Here is a 17,554-nt window from a genome sequence, read left to right as displayed (position 1 = left end):
ACCGGAAAGAGACTTCAAGGAGGAAAGTTTGGCAAAGGTCCTGGTGATCGTTCCCTTCCCGATGAGCGCGGAGAACCTCGAGAAGCGCAAGGCGCAGCTCGACGCGGTTGAGCTCGGGGACGGGATCGAGTTCGACTTCAAGCCCGTGCGCATCGCACCCGTCAACTACGTCAGCCAGCAGGATTCCGTGCTCGCAGACATAGGCATCCTCGAGGCCGGCCTTTCTGCCGAGGCAGACGGCTATGACGCGGTGTGCATCGACACGGTGAGCGATTCCGGCATGTCAGCTCTGCGCTCGGTGCTGTCGATCCCGGTCATCGCACCGGGTCGGCACGCGATGCTAACCGCGTTGATGCTGGGCGAGAAGTTCTCCGTGCTCGCCATGTGGGACCGCTGGCGTCACCTCTACAGCAAGACGGTGGCCGAGCTCGGCATCGCCCACAAGCTCGCCTCCGTGCGCTCAGCCGGGCTTCAGCCCAACAACCAGAGCCTGCTTGCCGGCAAGGAGGACGAGTTCTTTCCCGCCCTCTACGACGCGGCCATGAAATGCGTCACCGAGGATGGCGCCGACGTGATCATGCTTGGCTCCACGACCATGCACGAAGCCCACGCCTGGCTGGCCGAGCGTCTGCCCGTGCCGATCATCAATCCGGGCCCGCTCACCTACCGGCTGGCCGACGCCGCGATCAAGCTGAATCTCGCGCACAGCCGGGCCAGCTATCCGGCGCCCTCCTCCGTCGCCACCGAACGGCTGGCGCGCATGGGCGAAATCGCCGACACGCTTTCGGGAGGCGCGAAATGACCCGTATTCTCGTTCTCGTGCCGCAGGATCTCGAGCTCTCAGCCGAGACCGACGCGGCAAGGGCGGCTGCCGATGCAGCGACCGAAATCGTCGTTCGCGGCGTACCTCTTGTCTCCACCCCACCGGTCGGCGCCCATGACTGGGCGCTCGCGGACCTTGCGGTAATGGCCGCCGGCCAGGACGCGGAAGCCGAAGGCTTCGACGCGGTGGCGCTGGCCGACTTCGGCGACTACGGCGCTCCGGCGCTGCGCTCTCTGCTCTCGATCCCGGTGGCCCCGGCCGGCCGCTGCTCGATGCTCCACGCGATGAGCCTGTCGGGCCGGTTCTCCGTGCTTGCCACGTCGCGCGATTTCAACCGCGCCGGCCGGCTCGTGCATGACTATGGCCTCCTGGGCAATTGCTCCGGGGTTTTCGAGGTGTCCAGCGCCGAGGACATCGCCATGCGCGCCGCGTCGAGCGACGCGGTGGTGCTTGCCGGCACTGCGGCCACGCTTGCTTCGGGCGCAGCGCATGTCCCGCTCGTGCGTCCGCTTCCCGTGGCAGTGAAGCTTGCCGAAAGCCTCGTCGGCCTCGGTCTCACGCACAGCCGGCGCGCCTATCCGGAACCGGAAATGCGCAAGCCGGATCTCATACGCAAAATCGGCGGTGCCTGACGGCGCCCAGCCCCATCGACCGGATCGGGCACCAAGATCCGGTGCCACGTGCGCCACGGCGGAGAGGGGTCACCCCTCTCCGCTGCCGTCCGCCAGCAACAGATGCCCGTGCTCGAAATTGGTCGCCACTTCCAGCGGCACCGCGTCGGCGACAAGCACGTCGACCCTCGACCAGTCGCAAACGTGTATCAGGCCGGACTTGCCGAACTTGCTGCTGTCCATCAGCAACATCGTCTGGTCGGCGCGCGGCATCATCGCCCGCTTGAATTCCGCCTCGAACAAGTCGAAGTCCTGGCACCCGCGATCCGACCCCGCCACCACAGACATGACGAAATAGCTCGGAGTGAAGTCCGACAAGAACTCGATCGTGCTGTTTCCCGTGATCGTGCGATCCTCGGCGCGCAACTCGCCGGCGGGCAGGATGACCCGGTGTCGGGTTGCGGCGGCGGCAAAGATCTGCGCGATCTCCAGGGAGATCGTCAGAACCGTCATCGGTTCACGGTGAACAAGTTCGCGCGCCAGGAAACAGGCGGTCGAGCTGTTGTCGAGCAGCACGGTCGCGCCCTCGCGAATGAAGGCGGCGGCGCGCGCGGCAATCAGGCGCTTGGCATCGGTTGCCTCGCGCAGTCGGCGCTCGAAGGGCGGTTCGGTACGCGGAAGCGACAAGCGCACGCCGCCGTGAAACTTCTCCACAAGCCCGTCTGCCGAAAGCCCCTTCAGGTCCCGACGGACGGTCTCGTCCGAAACCTCGAGATGTTCGGCGAGCTCCGAAATAGCCGCCTTGCCTCTCACCTTCAGCAGCGAGAGGATCTGGTTCTGTCTCGCGGTGGTCGCCATGACCTCGCTCCTCCAGCCTATCCCCTGAGGTCGATAGCCTGTCCCGTGCCGGCATGAAAGAGCCTGGCGCGGGCAAGATCGAAGTCGAGGCCGACATCGCAGCCCGGTTCCGGCGCGTCGGAGACGGCACTGCGCACCGTTATCCGGTCCTGGCCCAGCATCACCTCGACGACCGCTTCCGCGCCAATCAACTCGGTGCTCTCCACCCGGGCGCGCGCCATGCCGCGTTCGCGGGTGAAACGCACCTCCTCGGGCCGAATGCCGAGAATGACGTCGTCGGGAAGCTTGGCCCCGCCAAACGCCAGCGGCGCGCCGAAGGCGACGTGATGCAGCGCGCCCCCCTTCTCGCTGCGGCAGGGAACAAGCCCCATCTCGGGTGAGCCGATGAAGGTCGCGACGAAAGTGTTGGCCGGCTGCATGTAGATCTCCATCGGCGCGCCGACCTGCTGGAGCGCGCCCTCGGACATCATCGCCACACGGCTGCCGAGCGTCATGGCCTCGATCTGGTCGTGGGTCACATAGATCACCGTCAGACCCAGTTCCTGATGCAGGCGCTTCAACTCGCTGCGCATGCGATTGCGCAGCTTGGCGTCGAGGTTGGACAGCGGCTCATCGAAGAGAAACACCTTGGGCTGGCGCACCAGTGCCCGCCCGATGGCGACGCGCTGGCGCTCTCCGCCGGAGAGTTCCTTCGGTCTGCGGTCGAGAAGGTCCGTGATATTCAAGATCTCCGCTGCTTCCTGGATCCGCTTGTCGATCTCGGACTTCGAAAGCCGCGTCGTCTTCATCAGACCGAAGGCCATGTTCCGCCAGGCCGTCATGTGCGGGTAGAGCGCATAGGACTGGAACACCATGGCGATGTCGCGCTTTTGCGGCGCCGCCTCGGTGACGTCGCGCCCGTCGATCAGGAGCCGGCCCGAGGTGATGTCCTCAAGCCCGGCGACCATACGCAGCGTGGTCGACTTGCCGCAGCCGGACGGGCCGACGAGCACCATGAATTCCCTGTCCTCGATGGTCAGGTTGACGTCGTGGACGGTCTTTCGGTTGCCGTAGGACTTGCAGACGTTCTGCAACGTGACGGTGGCCATGAAACGGACTCCGGATGGGGCATCACTTGACGCCGGTATGCATGAAGCTGTCGATGAATCGGCGCTGGAAGATCACGAAGAGGAGCAGCAGCGGCGAGACGACGATGGTCGTGCCGGCCATCAGTCGGGTCCAGTCCGCGCCGCTGTCCGACTTGGCAAGCAGCCCAAGCCCGATGGGCAAGGTGCGCACGCTGTCGGAGTTGGTGACCAGCAGCGGCCACATGTAGTCGTTCCAGTGCGTTACGACGGAGATGATGCCAAAGGCGATCAGCGTCGGCTGCACCAGCGGCAGGTACACGTGCCACAGAATGCCGAAATGACCACACCCGTCGAGCCGGGCAGCATCCGAAAGCTCCGAGGGAACCTGACGGAATGACTGGCGCAGCATGAAGGTGCCATAGCCCGAGGCCACAAAGGGCACGATCATCGCCGGCAGGGTGTTGATGAGCCCGATTTCCCGCAGCGTGACGAAATTTGTCAGGAAGATCGCATAGATCGGGAACATCACCTGCAGCAGGAACAGGGTGAAGAGCACCCTCTTGAAGGGAAACTCGAGTCGCGCGAAGGCATAGGCGGCCAGCGTGATCGTCACCAGCTGGGCTGCCAGGATGGAGCCCGTGACAATGACCGAGTTGACGAGATAGGTGCCAAAGGGGGCCACGGCGAGCGTTGCCGGATAGTTGGCGAAGTTGAGGACAGCGGGAAGGAACCCGGCCTCGGGGTCGAAAACCTCCGACCGGGTCTTCAGCGAGGTAAGGACGATCCATGCCAGCGGGCTCAACCAGAGGATCGCGACCGGGATCATGACCAGATGGAGCCAGCCTTGCCGAAAGCGCTTCATTGCCGAAGGGCGGCGTGGCGCGACGTCGGCCTTTGCCGAGGGCGCGACAAGCGGGGTCGCGGTCATCAGCGTTCTCCCATGTAGTGCACGCGCCGGCCGAGTGTCGCGGCGACGATGCCGATCAGTCCCAGCACGAAGACGAGCAGCGTGTTCGCCAGCGTCGAGGCGTAGCCGATGTCCTGATACTGGAAGCCGTTCTGGTAGATGTAGAAGGTCAGAACATTGGTCGCGTCGGCGGGACCGCCCTGCGTCATCACATAGACGTAGTCGAAGATCTGGTAGCTGTGCAGCAGGCCGATCACGATGACGAAGTAAAGCGTCGGCGAGATAAGTGGAATGGTGATGTGCAGGAGCTGTTGCGGCGCGCTCACCCCATCGAGGCGCGCGGCCTCGTAGAGATCAGAGGGCACCAGCTTGAGCGCGGCCAGCAGGATCAACATGAAGTACCCGGAGTATTTCCAGATGCTCATCAGGACGATGGCCGGCAGCGCCCACTTGCTGTCGTAGAGCCAGTCGAGACGCGGCAGGCCGATCGCGGTCAGCGCCTCGTTCACCGGTCCGTAGCCCGGCGCATAGAGGAACACCCAGACCATGCCGGCGGCGACCGAGGGGATCATCACCGGGTAGAAGAAGGCGGAGCGGTAGACCGCCATGCCGCGCAGCTTGCTGTCGAGCGCCACCGCCAGAAGCAGCGCGACGGCGATGGACAGGGGTATCGTCGTCAGCGTGTAGAAGGCGGTGTTGGCGAAGACCTTCCAGAACAACCCGTCGTCGAGAAGCCGCACATAGTTCTCCGCCCCCATCCAGAACATCCGCGGATCGCCGAGCATCACGTCGTGCAGGCTGAACCAGAAGGAGCGCATGATCGGCCAATAGGTGAAGAGGCCGAGAAAGACGAGCGAGGGAAAGAGCAGCGCGTAGGCAAGAAGCGCTTCGTTCCGGCGCGCGCGGGCGACGCCTGGCGTCATGGCGGGTGTCCTCGGGTCGGGCGGGAGCCATCAGGGCTCGGGCCCCGCAAACGGGAGACGGACGCGGGCTCGCGAGAGCCCGCGCCACTATCGGCGAGGTGAAGGCAAGTCAGCCCTTCTGGCGACGCAGGATGCGCTCGATCTCGCGGTTGGAGCTGGCGGCGGCTTCCTTCAGCGCCACATCCGGCTTGATCTCGCCGGCAAGCGTGCGGTCCAGCGCGCTCTTCAGATACTCGCGCACACGGTGGTAGCCCGGGACCTGGAGGAATGCGCCGGCATAGGCGGCCTGGTCGAGGGCCACCTTGGCAGCCGGAACCTCCTGCAGATAGCTCTGCATCTCTTCGGATTCCCAGGAGGACTTGCGCACCGCGAGGTAACCGGTTGCCTTGCTCCAGGACGCCTGGTTCTGGGTGTTGGTCATCCAGCGGGCAAAGGTCCAGCTGGCTTCCTTCTGGGCGTCGGTCTGGTTCTTGGCGATCATGAGCGGACCGCCGCCCTGGGCAGCGCCGTAGGTCTTGTTCTTCGGCATGAAGGCCACACCCACGTCGAACGGCGCCGACGTGCGCAGGTTGGTCAGCGAGCCCGTCGAGTGGTAGAGCATCGCCGTGCTGCCGGCCATGAAGTCGTTGGCCGAGCCCTGCCAGGTGGACGCGGGCGCCATGACGCCTGCCTCGACCATCTTCACCCAGAACTCAAGCGCATCGATCGCCTCGGGACGGTCGAACAGGACCTTGTCCTTCTGCCACGGCACAAGCTCGTTCTGACGGCAGTAGCACTCGAACATCCAGTCGTGCCAGCCGCCGCCGATGATCAGGCCCCAGCGCTTGAGCTCGCCGTTCTCGCGGATGGCGAGCGCCTTGGCGGTCTCGAGAAGCTCATCCCAGGTGTCCGGCGCCTTGGTGATGCCGGCCGCACGGAAGGCGTCCTTGTTGTAGTAGAGCACCGGTGTGGAGGGCTGGAACGGCAGACCGTAGAGGCGATCGTCGGACACGCAGGTGTTCAGGAACCCCGGCAGGAAATCCTGATAGATGTCGTCGCCCTTGGCCAGGTCCGTGACATCCTCAAGCGCGTCGAGGCCGAGGAAGGTCTGGAGCGCGGAATTGATCGGCAGCCAAAGTGCGGGAGGCTCGCCGACGCCCAGGCTGGTGATCACCTTTTGCTCGGTGTTGTCGTAGCTGCCGGCATAGACAGCCTCGACCTCGATGTCCGGGTGCTCGGCATTGAAGTTGGCGATCATGCCGGAGATGATCTTGTTGATATCGCCGGAAACGCCGACCGGGTACATGAACTGGAGCTTGGTCTTGCCAGCGGCCATGGCCGGGCGGATCACGCCCGACATCATGCCGGCGAGAGGAGCTGCCGCGCCGAGCGCGAGGAGATGGCGGCGGGAAATGCCGGAATTTGTGGATTTCATGCGAGAGACCTCCATGAGCTTGTGGAAATTCGCAAGACCACGCATGTACAGGCCACACAGCACCGCCTCTGCGCCCAGGGAAAAGGCAGAGAAAGCACTTTAATTCAGCGACTTCAGCGAAATCTCACCCCTATGAGATGGTTTCGCCGCAGTCGGCTGCGGGCCTTCATGTGAAGGAGTTGACGAATTCGGATTTCAATATCGTCAACTTCCAAAACAGTTTTGTGACGAATGCCCCCTCTTCCCATCTGACGCGAACAAAAAAGCCCCGCCAGCGGTGCGAACCGCGGGCGGGGCCGGTCGAGCTTGCGATGGGGCCTTGCTCGATCAGAACTCCTCGGACATCGACGTCACTGTCGCGAGGAAGGCATGATCGAGGGTCACGCCAATTCCGGGCCCCTGCGGCACCGGCATGCGCCCGTCGCGCGCCTCCAGCGGCTCGTTGACGATATCCTTGGTGAAATAGCGGCTCGAGCTTGAGGTATCGCCCGGCTTGCGGAAGTTCGGCAAGGTCGAGAGATGGATGTTGTGCGCCCGGCCAATGCCGGATTCCAGCATGCCGCCGCACCACACCGGCACGCCCCAGGCCGCGGCCAGATCGTGGATGCGGCGCGATTCCAGATAGCCGCCGACGCGACCGACCTTGATGTTGACGACCCGCGTCGCATCCATCTCCATCGCCTTGCGCGCCTGCTCGGCGGTGCGAATGCTCTCGTCGAGGCAGACCGGCGTCTCGATATGACGCTGCAGGAAGGCATGATCGTTGAGATCGTCGTAGGCCAGCGGCTGCTCGATATACTCGAGACCAAAGGCGTCGAGCTTCTTCAGGTGCCTCAGGTCGGCGAGCGTATAGGCTGTGTTGGCGTCGACACTCAACTTGGCGCGCGGAAGCGCCTTGCGCACGGCCGCGACCAGTTCGACGTCGTGGCCCGGCATGATCTTCAGCTTCACCCGCTTGTAGCCGAGCGCATCGTGATCGCGTGCCTTTTCGACCGTCTCGGCAATGCCGTCGATGCCGAGTGACACGCCGACATCGACGGCGTCGCCGGTGCCGCCGAGGACGCTCTTCAGCGGCAGGTCGAGGGACTTGGCCCACAGGTCCCAGAACGCCATCTCGATCAGCGCCTTGGTCATGTAGTGACCGCGCCAGGGCCGCAGCACGGCTTCCAGCGCTGTCGGGTTCTCGAAGCTCTTGCCGACGACAAGCGGCAGCAGCGTGTCGCGCAGGCAGCCGAGCGACCCGGAGATGGTCTCGTCCAGATAGTCGGGATGCGGATCGACGACGCCCTCGGCGATGCCCTCGAGATCACCGCTGCGAAGGACCAGCAGCGGGAAGGTCTTGTCATAGGCCGTGCTGTTGGAGACCGTGAAGGGCGTGATCAGCGGAAGGTTCACAAGGCGCAGCGACGCGCTGTCGATGCGAAGGGGCGCACGCGTGCCGGCGGAAGGTGTCGTTGTCATCGTTTCCTCGAGGACTGGGTATTCCGGAAAGGGGCGGGAGAGCGAAGGGAGCGTTCAGCCTGCGGGGCCGGCGAGGCTCGGTACGGTCAGGGCCGAGGCGAGCAGCCGGCGCGTATAGTCCGTCTTCGGTGCGGAGAAGATCTCGTCGACGCCAGCCAATTCCAACAGCCGGCCACCCTGCATGACCGCGACCCGGTCGGCGATGTATTCGACGACGGCGAGATCGTGAGAGATGAAGAGATAGGTGAGATCGAACTCCGCCTTGAGTTCCATCAGCAGGTTCAGCACCTGTGCCTGGACGGAGACGTCAAGCGCCGAGGTCGGTTCGTCGCAGATCACGATCTCCGGCCGTGAGATCAGAGCGCGGGCGATGGCGACACGCTGCCGCTGGCCGCCCGACATCTGGCTCGGATAGGCGTCCATCATGCGTTGCGGCATGCGCAGGATGTCGAGCAGATCCTTCACCCGCTGCCGCCGCTCCGCCGCTCCGGCCGAACGGTTGATGACCAACGGCGCCTCGATGATGCGGCGCACGGTCATGTGCGGGTTCAGCGAGGAATAGGGATCCTGGAAAACCGGCTGCACCTTCTGTGCGAGCTTCCGACGCGGTATCCGGGTCACGGGTGTCCCCTCGACCAGCACCTGCCCCTCGGTCGGCCGGTCGAGGCCGAGCAGGATACGCGACAGCGTGCTCTTGCCGCTGCCGGACTCTCCGACCACTGCCAGCACTTCGCCACGTCGTAGGTCGAACGAAACGTCGTCGAGCGCCTTCAGGGTTCGCGCCGGTGCGAACAGGCCGCTGTCGAGCGGAAAGACACGCGAAACGTTCTGCACCTGGATAAGGGCTTCCCTCATGATTCCGCTCCCTCGCCGTTCTCGTCCCAGGTGACCGCGCCAAGCGTGTCACGCCCCCACCGCATGCCGCGGCGCGGCACCGCGGACAGAAGCGCGCGCGTGTAGGGATGCGTTGGATGCGACAGGAGCTCGTTCACCTCGCCGCGCTCCACCGTGCGCCCGCCGTGCATCACCTGCACTTCGTGGGCGATGTGAGAGACAACGCCGATGTCATGGCTGATGAAGATCATGGCCAGTCCCCGCTCCTTCTGGAGATCGGCGAGCAATTCCAGGATCTGCGCCTGCACGGTCACGTCGAGCGCCGTGGTCGGCTCGTCGGCAATGATCATCTCCGGCTCGCACATCAGCGCCATGGCGATCATGACACGCTGGCGCAGACCGCCGGAAAGCTGATGCGGATAGACCCTGAGCCGGTCGGCCGCCTGTGGAATGCCGACCCGCTCGAGCAGCGAAACCGCGCGCTCCTCCGCCTCGCGCCGCGAGGCGGAACGGTGCCTGAGATAAGTTTCGCGCAACTGCCGGCCAACGGTCAGCACCGGGTTCAGCGCCGTCATCGGCTCCTGGAAGATCATCGACAGCCGGTCGCCGCGGACATCGGCCATCTCCCGCTCCCCGAGGCCGGAAAGGTCGAGCCCGGCAAGACGCATCTCGTCCGCCTCGACGCGGATGCGGGAATTGAGCAGCCGCATGATCGCCAGCGAGGTGATCGACTTGCCCGATCCGCTTTCACCGACAATGCCGAGCGTGCGTCCGCGCTCCACGGTGATGTCGACGCCACGCACCGCCGGCAGCTCGCCGTCGTGGGTCGGGATGGTGACGTTGAGGTTGCGGACACGGAGCACCGGATCCGCCTTGGCATCCTGCCCGCTCATGCCCGGCCCTCCGGCGAGAGAACATCGCGCAGGCCGTCGCCGATCAGGTTCACTGCGAGAACGGTGATGGCGATGGCGGCACCCGGCAGGGCGATCAGCCTTGCGTCGAAGAACACCATGCCCTTGCTCTCCGCCACCATCAGTCCCCAAGAGGGAGTTGGCGGCTGCACGCCCAGACCGAGGAAGGACAACGCCGATTCAAGCAGGATCGCGTGGCCGACCTCCAGCGAGGCAACGACGAGCAGAGGTCCGAGCAGATTGGGCAGCAGCTCGACAAGGAGAATGCGCGGGGTGCTGCTGCCCATGGCAAGGGCGGCAGTGACGAACTCGCGCGAGCGCAGCTGCATGGTCGCCGCGCGGATGACGACCGCGAAACGATCCCAGAGCAGGAGGCTCAGCACCGCGATGACGATCCATAGACGGCCGCCGTAGATCGAAACGATGGCAAGCGCCACGAGCACCACGGGCAACGCCAGCCGCGTCGAGATGGCGAATGTCACCACCGCGTCGACCTTGCCGCCATAGTATCCGGCCACGAGCCCCAGCGTCGTGCCGATGAGCCCGGAGCCGATGGCGGCGCACAGTCCGATCAGCAGAGAAACCCGCGCTCCGTAGAGAATGCGCGAAAGATAGTCGCGGCCGAGCGCGTCGGTGCCGAACACATGTGCCCAGCTTCCGTTCTCCGCCCAGACCGGCGGCACCATGCGGCTGGCCAGGTCCTGAGCGTTGGGATCGTAGGGCGCGAGCAGCGGCGCAGCGAGCGCAACGAAGACAAGAAGGGCGATGATCGTGCCGCCGATAACCAGGCCGGGGTGACTACGGGCCCGGCGCAGCAGGATCTGGCGCGGCGAGAGCCCGGGGGAGATGGCTGTGTCTGTCATGGGTCAGCTCACTCGGATGCGCGGGTCGAGCCAGGCGTTCACGATGTCCGCCAGGAATGTCAGCCACACGTAGATCATGGCGTAGAGCAGGATGATCGCCTGGATCGTGGGAAAGTCGTTGCGGGCGATGCTCTCCCAGGCAAGCAGGCCAACGCCCTTGATGCTGAAGACGCTTTCCACGACGACCGAGCCGCCGAGAATGAAACCGAACTCCACCGCCGCGACGCTGATCACCGGCAGCACCGCGTTGCGGATGGCATGGCCGAAGAGCACCTGGTTGGGCAGCAGCCCCTTGGCCCGGGCGGTTCGCACATAATCCGACTGCAACGCTTCGATCATGCCGGCACGGCACAGGCGCAGCATCGAGGGCACGGCATAATAGCCGAGCACAACAGCCGGCAGCACGAAGTGGGCCAGCGTCTTCGACCCGGAAACAGGCAGAAGATGGAGTTTCACCGCGAAGAACCAGATGAACATCAACGCCAGCCAGAAGCTCGGCGTCGCCTGCCCGATGGTGCCGATGGCCAAGGCCAGACGGTCGGGAAAACGGTTTTGAAAGACGGCCGCGAGCATTCCAAGCGGGATCGCCATGACAACGGCAAGCGTAATCGCGAGCGCGGCAAGTGTCGCGGTCGCCGGCAGTCGCTCGGCCAGCAGATCGACCACAGGCTTGCTGAAATAGAAGCTGTCGCCGAAATCGCCGGAAACGGCTCTGGCCATCCAGCTGCCATATTGCACGAGGATCGGCCGATCGAAGCCGAAGCGCTGCCGAACAACGTCGATGTCGGCCTGGGTCGCGCCCTCGCCGGCGATGGCGACCGCCGGATCGCCCGAGGCGAACATGAGCCCGAAGCTGAAGGCGGAGACGGTCAGCGCCACCAGCAGCGCGATGACCAGCCTCTTCAGGGTGAAGCGAAGCATGAAGCTTTCCAGATATCGGGGGCAACCGCCCGTCGCATACGGACGGCGAACGGAGACGCGCAAAGGACGTCGGGCGGACGGGGCATCGCCCCGCCCGCCCGTGCGGTCACTTCCAGCTTGTGGCGTAGAACTTCGGCAGCTCATCCGCCGTCGGGGCGAAATCGAGCTGCGAATTGAAGCTGTAGTTCTTGGTGTAGGTGAAGAGCGGCAGCCAGTAGACCTCCTCGGCGATGCGCTGCAGCGCTTCCTTGTAGGCCGCGCGACGCTCATCCGGATCGGACGAGAGATCGCCCTTGCGGATCGACGCCTGAACCTGCTCGTCGTTGGCGGGATCGTCCGGGCCGCCGCCGAAGAAGTAGCTGGTGATCGCCGACACGTCGGGAATAGAGGACGAGCCCCACGTCATGTTTGCGACCTGGGCCTTGCCGTCAACGATGAGCTCGCGCGCGGCGGCGTATTTCATCCAGCGCAGGTTGGACTTGATACCGACCTTGCTCAGATCGCCCATGATCGCCTCGGTGACCTCACGGTCACGATAGCCAACCATGTTGACCTCGATGTCGCCGGAATAGCCGGCCTTTTCCAGGAGCTCCTTCGCCTTCTCCGGCGAGTAGTCATAGGACATGACGTCATTGGTGCAGCCGAACTGGACCGGATGACAGGCAGCGTTCACGACCTCGCTGTTCTCGCCCATCAGGAACTTGGCGATGCGGCCGCGGTCGATGGCATGCGCAACCGCGCGGCGCACGTCGAGCTTGGTGAAGGCATCGGTACCGCTGGTGCCCTTCAGGTCGAAGGTCAGGTAGCTGATGCGCATGGTCGGCGCGTTGACCGAGGTGATCTGCGGCGCCGCGGCAAGGGCTGCCGCCTGATCGTTGCTCAATCCCCAGATCCAGTCGATGCCGCCCGTCATCAGCTCGGCCACCTGGGCCGAAGCGTCGGAGACGGTGCGGTAGGTGATGGTCTCGATCTTCGGGGTGCCCTTGGGGCTGTCGGCGAAGTAGTCCGGATTGACCTCCATCACCACCGTATCGCCCTGGCTGAGCTCGGCGACCCTATAAGGACCGGTACCGACCGGCTTGACGGCGGCATAGCGCTTGGAGCCGTCCGAGGCGGTCTCGGCGGCGTCGAAGTGCCCCGCGGGCAGGATCGGCAACACAAGTGCAAGATTGGAGAGAATCGCCGGGAACGGCTCGTTGAGATGCAGGCGGATCGTATGGTCGCCCGTCTGCTCGGCCCCCTTCAGCCAGCGAATATCGCCGTAGTTGAGAACGCCGTTCGCCTGATCCGTGATGAAGTTGAACGTATAGACGACATCCTCGGGGCCAAAGCTGCTGCCGTCGTGGAACTTGACGTCATCGCGCAGCTCGAATTCCCAGGTGGTCGGGTCGACCTGCCGGAAGGACTTGGCAAGCAGCGGCTCGAACGTCTCGGTCTCCTGATTCCAGTAGACCAGACCGTCGTAGACGTGCTGGGCAAGCACGATCGCCTCGCGGGAGGTGTCATAGTAAGGATCGACGGCCGCGACCTCCTTGGCCCCGGACCACGTCAGGCTGTTGTCATCCGGACCGGCCAACGCCGGCATGGAAAGTGTCATCAGCACACCGGCAAGCAACAGGCCGGCATTCTTCCTCAGGATCATCATCTGCAATTCCCCTTTTCAGTCAGACAACATCATCGCTTTTCGCTTGCGATTATCATTATTTGATATTGATGGGTACTATTTAATTTGATAGCCTTGCCTCCTGTCAAGAGCACAGAGACGCTGAGATCAGGATTTGCTGGAGAAGATCGATCTGATGTCCGAACCCGACCGTCCACAGGTGCTATCCGCTACCCTTGAGAAGGGACTTCGGGTTCTGCAGGTCTTTCGTGGAACCCACGAGGGGCTGAGCCTGACCGAAATCACGCAACGCACGGGGCTGGAGAAGAGTGCCGCCCAGCGGCTGACCTACACGCTTCACGCGCTCGGCTACCTCGACAGGGACGAAAAGACCCGTCGTTACGCGCCCGGCCTGAAGATGCTGGACCTGGCGTATGCCTATCTCATCCACGACAGGCTGCTCGAACGGGCGATGCCGCGCATGCTGGAGGCGAGCCGCAGCCTCAACACCACCGTCAATCTCGGCATCCTCGACGGCTGCGAGGTGGTCTACAAGGCGCGCATTCCGCACACGGCCATCGCCTTCGACAACATGCTGATCGGCGTGCGTCAGCCGGCCGTCGTCACAGCCGTGGGACAGGCCATTGCCGCGTTTTCAAAAGACAGCGTGCTGGACCGGCTCCTCGCAAACGGCATGCCGGATCCTGTCACCGCCTTCACCTGCCGCAACCCCGACGAGGTGCGCGGCCGGGTGGAGAAGGCACGTCGATGCGGCTATGTCATTTCAGTCCAGCAATTGCTTCTGCAGGAGATCGTGGTCGCCGCACCGGTGATCGGGCCGAACCGACAGGCCATCGCCGCGATCAGCATTCCAGTTTACATGCCAGACTGGACGCCGGAGCGGGTCGAGACCGAACTCGTCCCGGCAATCACCGAAACCGCCCGCGCCATCTCCTCGAACTTCACGCAGCAATAGCCACCTCGGCCGGCCACCGCTGATCGTTCAAAGCCGCGCTTGTCAGCCGGCGGCGCTGCGCGATGTGGACAGACCGTAGAGGCGCTCGACCGCGGCCGCATCATCGAAGGCGTCGCGCGCGGAGGACAGAAGCCCCTCATACCCCAACCGCGCCATCGAGATGGTCGTCCCGGCTCCTGCCGGCGGCGGCACGGATGTGTCCGCCCGCAAGCTCGCCAAGCTGCTCGAGAAGGAACTGGACGCCTCCATCGCCATCATGAACATCGCCGGTGGCGGCGGCTCGGCGGGCGTGACGTGGTTCATGTCGGCCAAGCCGGACAGCTACAAGCTGCTGGTGACCTGGAACAGCCCGATCACGACGGTCCCGTAGGTTCAGCCCGTCGCCTATGACATGAACAGCTTCACCCCCGTCGCCTCCACCTCGGAGACGGTCTACACGCTGTGCGTCAAGCCTGACTTCCCGGCCAAGGCGGGCGCCGCGTTTCTTGCCGCGCTGGCGGACAACCCGGGGAAGTACACCTACGGCAACGACGGCATCCCGCGTTACACCTTCGGCGAACCGTGGCTGCTTTCGGGTCTCGACCTGATTGTCATTCTCCTCGGCCTCTACGCGCTGCGCCGGTGCTCCAGCTGGCCGAGGTCGCCGACAAGGATCCGGAAAGCTTCGGCACGGGACGCGTGGAAGGCGTGGCGGCGGCGGAATGCGGCAACAACGCCGACAACGCCGCCTCGATGGGCCCCGCCGTGACCCTTGGCATCCCCGGCAATGTGATCGCCGCCCTTGTCCTTGGCACGTTGATAATCCAAGGGCTCCAGCCGGGGCCGCAGCTCTTCAACCAGAGCCCCAGCCTTGTCGGCGGGTTCATGGTGCAGATGCTCATCACCTCGGTGTCGATCTTCTTCGTCGGCGGCGCGGCGGCAACCCGCGTCTTCGCGCAGGTTCAGCGGCGGCGCGGCGTTCTTCTCGTGCCGGCGATCCTGGTGCTCATGGCCGTTGGCGTCTATGTGATCAACGGTCGGACCGTCGATCTCTGGGTGATGCTCACGGCTGGACTGGTCGGCTACGTCCTCGAAAAGGTCGAGGTGCCGCTCGCCCCGATCATCCTCGGCCTCATCCTCGGGCCGATGGCCGAGCAGAACATCCGCCGCGCCCTGCTTCTCAGCCGGGGCGACTGGACACCCATCGTCACGCAGCCGATCTCCGCCGTCCTCGCGCTCGCAACGCTGGCGCTGATCGTCTGGCCGCTGGTCAAGTCCCGGCGAGGCCGCGCCCGGACAAAGGACGGCTCCGGCACCCTGTCTTGATAAAGGTCCGTTCGAGGACTACTCCCGGGGTCGCGCCAGCACGAAACGAAGGACGCGACAGGGGCACATGACGACAGCGGCAGCAATGATCGGCGAATTGCTTGCCCTGCTGCCGGAGGCGGAGCGCGATCTGCTCGAACGCGTCTGCCGCGCCGACGACACAGGCTTGCCGGACGCCGGTCAGCCGCTGTCCCTCAGCCTGGCACGCTGTCTCCCCGGCACGGTGCGGGTGAACCGAGCGACCGGGCAGCTGACGATCCCCTCGCCCCAGCAAAAGGCTCTTCTGCTCTCCGTTTTCGACGGCAACAGCGCGGAGGGCGTCGAGATACGTGACTTGCCCGCCGTGCTCACGACGATCCGCGCTTTCCAGGCCGTCGGCGAGTACGAGGAGGCGGCGGCCCTCTTTCGCAAGGTCGGCGGGTTCTACTTCATCCACCTTTACGGCCTCGACATCTGTCTCGAGATCCTGAACGGCTTCCCCCCTGAAATGGTGACCGAGAACGAGGTGCTGATCGCCGCGTCGGCCATGCACGCGCTCAAGTCCGGCAACATCAGCCGCGCGCAGCACATGATGGGCGAACGCTTCGGCTCGGGTTTCCTGTCGCTGGAAACCGGTACGTTCAGCAAGGCTTTTCCCGCAAGTCTGCGCGTCTTCCGCTTCGTCATGGCAATCTACGAGGACGCGCCGATATCCCAGCAGATGCGTCAGCGGCTGTTCGCGTTGCTCGGCGAACTCGCTGTCGACGACCACCTGCATCGCGGCGGCTTCTACAACGCGATGCTGACCTGCGCGATCGACCGGCATGAACTCGCCCTCGCCGAGGAGCTGGCGAACCGGGCGCAGCACCACTACCGTCTGGCGGAAGCCCATCTGCTGGTCTTTTATGTCGAGCTGCACAGAAGCCTGGTCGCGCTTCAGCGCGGTCGCATGCGCGATGCGTCCTCGGCGCTCACGGGTGCCCGCGCCGCGCTTGAGCGGGTCACCTTCGAGACACCAGCCGACTGGCGCCTACTCACCATGATCGAGGCGATCATTGCCTTCGAGGACGGCGACACAAGCGCGCTGCTGCGGTTCATCAACGAGGAGTTCGACCAGTTCGCCTATGGCGAGATCTGGCCGAGCATCGTCGAACCGGCGCTGGCGGCCGGCAGTCAGCTCCTGCTGGAACAGATAGGGCTTGGCGCCGCCCTCACCTTCCTCGACCGATGGCGTGTGCAGGAATGGCGCTCGCGCCGCTTCAATCTCGCCATCACCATGCGCGAGGTCGACGTTCTGCAGCGGGCGCGGCGCTGGCAGAACGCGGCAGACAGGATGATGTCCGTCCAGTCGCGCATCAACCTGACATGGATCGAAAGCGCGGAAGAGGCGCTCACCCGGCTCGTGGACCCGATGGAGATCGATCTGGCGATGGGCTGGCTGCGCCATCTGATCGAGCAGGTGCCCAACCGGCCGCTGCTGCGCGACCAGATTGCCGCCCTGCTGCGCAACGACAATGTTGGCGAGCGCAACCGCGGCCGGCTTCAGCTCTGGGCGGCATACCTCGCCCGTCTGGATCGGGACATTTCCACAGCGCGACGCCAACTCGCCAACGTTCTGGAATCGGTCGCCCAGCTCGGCATCCACGCCCATCTGCTCGGCGATGCCGGCCTGTTCGAGACCCTGATCGGCGACAAGCGAATCGCCTCGCATGTCATGTCGTCCTCCGAACGGCGCACGGCCGCTCGCCAGTTGAAGGCACGGCTTTCCGGGGGCGATGCGGAGCGCACGCCGTTGACGCGGCAGGAACTCCGCGTGCTGAGGCTCGTTGCCGAGGGCGGCACCAACAAGTTCGTGGCCCGCCAGATGAGGATTTCAGAGGTGACGGTGAAGTTCCACCTGTCCAATGCCTACCGCAAGATGGGGTGCCGCCGGCGCGGCGAGGCGATCGCCGCCGCCCGGGCACTCGGCTGGGTTTCCTGACCTTCTTGCATCAGCCCCAAGACGGCCGAAACGGTCCCGAGATCAGACGGCCGAAACGGTCCCGAGATCAGGCCGCACGCTCCCGATCACACGGTCGGAACGGGATAGGTCTGCGTG

General features: G+C 64.6%; 19 protein-coding genes. 7 read left to right on the top strand and 12 right to left on the bottom strand.

Annotated features, from left to right (window positions below; translation table 11 throughout):
* Window positions 1–28 precede the first annotated feature (28 nt).
* Together ACSLUQ_RS20070 and ACSLUQ_RS20065 are read left to right on the top strand one after the other, a co-directional pair.
* Window positions 29–802, top strand: coding sequence for an aspartate/glutamate racemase family protein (locus ACSLUQ_RS20070; protein ID WP_461809540.1), 774 nt, complete (start codon window positions 29–31; stop codon window positions 800–802).
* Window positions 799–1,455, top strand: a complete 657-nt coding sequence (locus tag ACSLUQ_RS20065; RefSeq protein ID WP_417773810.1) for an aspartate/glutamate racemase family protein — start codon at window positions 799–801, stop codon at window positions 1,453–1,455. The genes ACSLUQ_RS20070 and ACSLUQ_RS20065 overlap by 4 nt, the downstream gene beginning before the upstream one ends.
* A gap of 69 nt (window positions 1,456–1,524) precedes the next feature.
* Here the strand turns inward: ACSLUQ_RS20065 and ACSLUQ_RS20060 are convergent, their stop codons facing one another.
* The 11 genes from ACSLUQ_RS20060 to ACSLUQ_RS20010 form a co-directional block, all read right to left on the bottom strand.
* A complete protein-coding gene (locus ACSLUQ_RS20060; protein ID WP_461809539.1) occupies window positions 1,525–2,292 on the bottom strand; it encodes a DeoR/GlpR family DNA-binding transcription regulator in 768 nt (255 codons plus the stop codon).
* A 17-nt stretch (window positions 2,293–2,309) separates the two neighbouring features.
* Window positions 2,310–3,380: an ABC transporter ATP-binding protein gene (locus tag ACSLUQ_RS20055; RefSeq protein ID WP_461809538.1), complete on the bottom strand. Its 1,071-nt coding sequence runs from the start codon at window positions 3,378–3,380 to the stop codon at window positions 2,310–2,312.
* 22 nt (window positions 3,381–3,402) lie between these two features.
* Window positions 3,403–4,287, bottom strand: coding sequence for a carbohydrate ABC transporter permease (locus ACSLUQ_RS20050; RefSeq protein WP_461809537.1), 885 nt, complete (start codon window positions 4,285–4,287; stop codon window positions 3,403–3,405).
* Window positions 4,287–5,189, bottom strand: a complete 903-nt coding sequence (locus ACSLUQ_RS20045; protein WP_417773814.1) for a carbohydrate ABC transporter permease — start codon at window positions 5,187–5,189, stop codon at window positions 4,287–4,289. The genes ACSLUQ_RS20050 and ACSLUQ_RS20045 overlap by 1 nt, the downstream gene beginning before the upstream one ends.
* 109 nt (window positions 5,190–5,298) lie before the next feature.
* A complete protein-coding gene (locus ACSLUQ_RS20040) occupies window positions 5,299–6,603 on the bottom strand; it encodes an ABC transporter substrate-binding protein (RefSeq protein ID WP_461809536.1) in 1,305 nt (434 codons plus the stop codon).
* Between the two features lie 327 nt (window positions 6,604–6,930).
* On the bottom strand, window positions 6,931–8,064 hold the full coding sequence (menC, locus tag ACSLUQ_RS20035) for an o-succinylbenzoate synthase (RefSeq protein WP_461809535.1): 1,134 nt from the start codon (window positions 8,062–8,064) through the stop codon (window positions 6,931–6,933).
* Window positions 8,065–8,118: 54 nt separating this feature from the next.
* Window positions 8,119–8,919 (bottom strand): ATP-binding cassette domain-containing protein, encoded by an 801-nt coding sequence (locus tag ACSLUQ_RS20030; protein ID WP_417773817.1) that lies wholly within the window; start codon window positions 8,917–8,919, stop codon window positions 8,119–8,121.
* Window positions 8,916–9,791, bottom strand: a complete 876-nt coding sequence (locus ACSLUQ_RS20025; RefSeq protein WP_417773818.1) for an ABC transporter ATP-binding protein — start codon at window positions 9,789–9,791, stop codon at window positions 8,916–8,918. Before ACSLUQ_RS20025 ends, ACSLUQ_RS20030 begins: the two co-directional genes overlap by 4 nt.
* On the bottom strand, window positions 9,788–10,672 hold the full coding sequence (locus ACSLUQ_RS20020; protein WP_417773819.1) for an ABC transporter permease: 885 nt from the start codon (window positions 10,670–10,672) through the stop codon (window positions 9,788–9,790). Before ACSLUQ_RS20020 ends, ACSLUQ_RS20025 begins: the two co-directional genes overlap by 4 nt.
* Window positions 10,673–10,675: 3 nt before the next feature.
* Window positions 10,676–11,593: an ABC transporter permease gene (locus tag ACSLUQ_RS20015; protein WP_461809534.1), complete on the bottom strand. Its 918-nt coding sequence runs from the start codon at window positions 11,591–11,593 to the stop codon at window positions 10,676–10,678.
* Between the two features lie 106 nt (window positions 11,594–11,699).
* Window positions 11,700–13,238, bottom strand: coding sequence for an ABC transporter substrate-binding protein (locus tag ACSLUQ_RS20010; protein WP_417773821.1), 1,539 nt, complete (start codon window positions 13,236–13,238; stop codon window positions 11,700–11,702).
* A 154-nt stretch (window positions 13,239–13,392) separates the two neighbouring features.
* On the opposite strand from ACSLUQ_RS20010, the gene ACSLUQ_RS20005 reads away from it, so the two are divergent.
* Window positions 13,393–14,172, top strand: a complete 780-nt coding sequence (locus ACSLUQ_RS20005; protein ID WP_461809533.1) for an IclR family transcriptional regulator — start codon at window positions 13,393–13,395, stop codon at window positions 14,170–14,172.
* 42 nt (window positions 14,173–14,214) lie between these two features.
* Here the strand turns inward: ACSLUQ_RS20005 and ACSLUQ_RS20000 are convergent, their stop codons facing one another.
* Window positions 14,215–14,364: a hypothetical protein gene (locus ACSLUQ_RS20000; protein WP_461809532.1), complete on the bottom strand. Its 150-nt coding sequence runs from the start codon at window positions 14,362–14,364 to the stop codon at window positions 14,215–14,217.
* A 4-nt stretch (window positions 14,365–14,368) separates the two neighbouring features.
* Here ACSLUQ_RS20000 and ACSLUQ_RS19995 point away from each other — a divergent pair, with 4 nt between their 5' ends.
* The 4 genes from ACSLUQ_RS19995 to ACSLUQ_RS19980 all read left to right on the top strand — a co-directional run bounded on the left by ACSLUQ_RS19995 (window position 14,369) and on the right by ACSLUQ_RS19980 (window position 17,437).
* Entirely contained in the window at window positions 14,369–14,542 is a 174-nt protein-coding gene (locus tag ACSLUQ_RS19995) for a hypothetical protein (RefSeq protein WP_461809531.1), read from the top strand.
* 21 nt (window positions 14,543–14,563) lie between these two features.
* Complete coding sequence (locus ACSLUQ_RS19990) at window positions 14,564–14,920, top strand: hypothetical protein (RefSeq protein ID WP_461809530.1); 357 nt, start codon at window positions 14,564–14,566, stop codon at window positions 14,918–14,920.
* Window positions 14,860–15,477 carry a tripartite tricarboxylate transporter permease gene (locus ACSLUQ_RS19985; protein WP_461809529.1) on the top strand — a complete coding sequence of 206 codons (618 nt, stop codon included), beginning with the start codon at window positions 14,860–14,862 and terminating at the stop codon, window positions 15,475–15,477. Before ACSLUQ_RS19990 ends, ACSLUQ_RS19985 begins: the two co-directional genes overlap by 61 nt.
* A gap of 67 nt (window positions 15,478–15,544) precedes the next feature.
* The gene (locus ACSLUQ_RS19980; protein ID WP_461809528.1) at window positions 15,545–17,437 is read left to right on the top strand and encodes a helix-turn-helix transcriptional regulator; all 1,893 of its coding nucleotides are present in this window, start codon (window positions 15,545–15,547) and stop codon (window positions 17,435–17,437) included.
* Window positions 17,438–17,554 lie beyond the last annotated feature (117 nt).

The sequence above is a fragment of the Stappia sp. ICDLI1TA098 genome (assembly GCF_054880955.1).
The sequence above is the reverse complement of the archived record's forward strand: the minus strand, read 5'-3'. Positions and strand labels throughout refer to the sequence as shown.